Annotated in this window: 3 protein-coding genes; 1 reads left to right on the forward strand and 2 read right to left on the reverse strand. The window is 65.8% G+C overall.

Annotation, left to right across the window (positions count from 1 at the left end):
- Both L0G76_RS15665 and L0G76_RS15670 read right to left on the reverse strand, forming a co-directional pair.
- Window positions 1-753: alpha/beta hydrolase family protein (locus L0G76_RS15665; protein ID WP_304358062.1), on the reverse strand; the 753-nt coding region annotated here is incomplete at its 3' end.
- A gap of 32 nt (window positions 754-785) precedes the next feature.
- On the reverse strand, window positions 786-1,580 hold the full coding sequence (locus L0G76_RS15670; RefSeq protein ID WP_304358063.1) for an SGNH/GDSL hydrolase family protein: 795 nt from the start codon (window positions 1,578-1,580) through the stop codon (window positions 786-788).
- Between the two features lie 176 nt (window positions 1,581-1,756).
- Between L0G76_RS15670 and L0G76_RS15675 the strand changes: the two genes are divergently transcribed.
- A partial coding sequence (locus tag L0G76_RS15675; RefSeq protein ID WP_487247014.1) for an amidohydrolase family protein occupies window positions 1,757-2,522 on the forward strand: 766 nt, incomplete at its 3' end.

Here is a 2,522-nt window from a genome sequence, read left to right on the forward strand (position 1 = left end):
GAGCACGAGCGGGAAGTAGGAGGAGGCGGGGTCGACGAGGTCGGCGTGATCGGCGCCCTCGGCGATGGTCAGTCGGGCCGGGAACGTCCGTGAGAAACCGATGTCGACCGTCTGATCACGATCGCCGTGGAGGATGAGCAGATCCACCCGAGCCGGAATGAGCAGCACCCGAGAGCGCGGATCCTCCCGCATATACGGTGCCAGATCCTGCTCCGGCGGCGCGCCCATGTAGTCGAGCACGGCGCCCTCGCCCAAACCGTCCTCGACCTCCCGGAACAGGTCCGTGATCGGAGCCAGGGGCCGCAGCCGGAACTCGGGTCCGTCCTCGCCGAGGCGACTCGCCCAGGCCAGCACCAGGCACCCTCCGGCGGAATGACCGGTCACGATGAGATCCTGCCGTGCTCGATCATTGACACCCCAGTCCGACAGCGAGTCGCACGCGAACGCGATGGCGGCGGTGACGTCATCTGAGCAGTTGGGCTGCCCACCCGAGCGTCGGTACTCGATGAGTACGCACAGCACCCCCGCCTCGGCGAGGGCAACGGCCATGGGCCTGGCATGGGCGAGGCCCGTGCGCGGCCGGAAGTAGCCGCCGTGGACGAGAATCACCGTCGCCGAGGCGGTGCCCGGGTCACCGTAGACCTCGAGGAACTGATCGGGATCGGTTCCGTAATCACGTCGGAAGGCAGCCCACGTCGAGTCCGGTGCACTGCCGGCGGCGCCCAGGGCGGCGAAGCGCTCGTCCTGTCTCATCGAGCGAGTGGAGGGGGTGTCATCGCCTGCGCTCATTCGGGTTTGCGCACTCGCGTCAGCTCGGGAATCTTCGCATCAAGCTTGTCGCCCGAGGACTGCCCGCGCAGACGCCGGCCGACCCACGGGGCGAAGTGCTCGCGGGCCCATTTCGACTCCTCGCTCATCACGTTCCGGATCGGACGAGTCGGACGCGCGGGCATCGCGAAGCCCGTCACCGGCAGGGAATGCCCGCTCTCGAGCGTGGCCAGCGCCTGCCGAGCGACGAGGTCATGGCCGGCGGGAGACAGATGGATCCGGTCATCGGCCCAATTGTCGTCGGCATAGAGCGGCCGCAGACCCCAGACGTCGATCATGTGGCAGCCGTGACGCTGCGCGATCGACCACAGATGGGTGTTGTAGATGCCCACACGTGGACGTACGGCGCGGATCAGGGGTGAGCTGATCTCCGTGTCGAATCCGTTGCACATGAGCACCTCGATGCCTGCTTCGCGGAAGGCGACGACGGCCCGTTCGAACTGGTCGGCGAGGTCGTCGATGTCAGCCATCGGGCGCAGGCAGTCGTTGCCGCCGCCGCAGAAGCTGACCAGATCCGGTTTGAGGGCGAGTGCCTTGGGCACCTGTTCGTCGATGATCCGGTCGAGGAGGCGTCCGCGGATGGCGAGGTTGGCGTAGGTGAGCTCGGGACTGCCGACGGGGGAGTCGACGAGTTTGCCTGCGAGGCGATCGGCCCATCCCCGGTACCGGTCCTCCCGGTCCGGATCGTGGTCCATCAGCCCCTCACTGAACGAATCGCCGATCGCGACGTATGACGTGATGGTCTGGAGCATCGGGGGTCCTTCTCTCTTTGATTCTCTGACTTCGCACTATACTGAATCGGCCGTGCCAGATTCAGGTGGGAGCAGCAGATTCGTCGCGGCCCTGCATTGTGACCAGTGCTGATCGCCTGGCGTAGACTCGATTCGAGACGGATCTCATCATTGAAGGCCACTGCAAGAGGAGCACAATGTATCGTTCGGTTCCGGTTCCGGAGATCACTGATTTCGCCATCACCAATGCGCGGATTCTGCCCATCGCAGATGCCGACGGCAGACGCGCCGAACCGATCGAATCGGGGACCATCGTGGTCTCGGACCAGACGATCACCTCGGTGGAACCCGGCACTGTCGCCGCACAGGATCTGCCCGCCGACACTGAGATCATCGACGCCGGCGGGCGCTGGGTGCTGCCTGGATTCATCGAAGCCCACGGCCACCTCGGCGTCCATGAGGACGGTGAAGGCGTCTCCGGTGATGACACGAACGAGATGACCGATCCCAACGGGGCCGGGGTGCGCGCCCTCGACGGCATCGACCCGTCCGAGCTCGGCTTCAAGGATGCGCTGCGCGGAGGCGTCACCTCGGCGCTCATCAAACCCGGCTCCGGCAATCCGATCGGCGGTCGCACCGCCTTCGTCAAGACCTGGGGCCGGATCGTCGACGAGATGCTCGTGACGCAGGATCTGTCCGTGAAGTCCGCTCTCGGGGAGAACCCGAAGCGCGTCTACGGTGAGAAGAACGTCACCCCGTCCACGCGTATGGGAACCGCGAAGGTCCTCCGCGGTGCGTTCGTCGACGCCCAGAACTATCAGGCGAAACGTGCCCACGCCGAAGCGGAGGGCACACCCTTCGAACGCGATCTCGTGAAGGAGACCCTGGCAGATGTCCTCGACGGAAAACTCGCCTTCGACCAGCACTGCCACCGCGCCGATGACATCGCCACGGCCATCCGCC

Origin of the sequence: Brevibacterium picturae (assembly GCF_030453725.1) — a bacterium.
GTDB lineage: Bacteria > Actinomycetota > Actinomycetes > Actinomycetales > Brevibacteriaceae > Brevibacterium > Brevibacterium sandarakinum_A.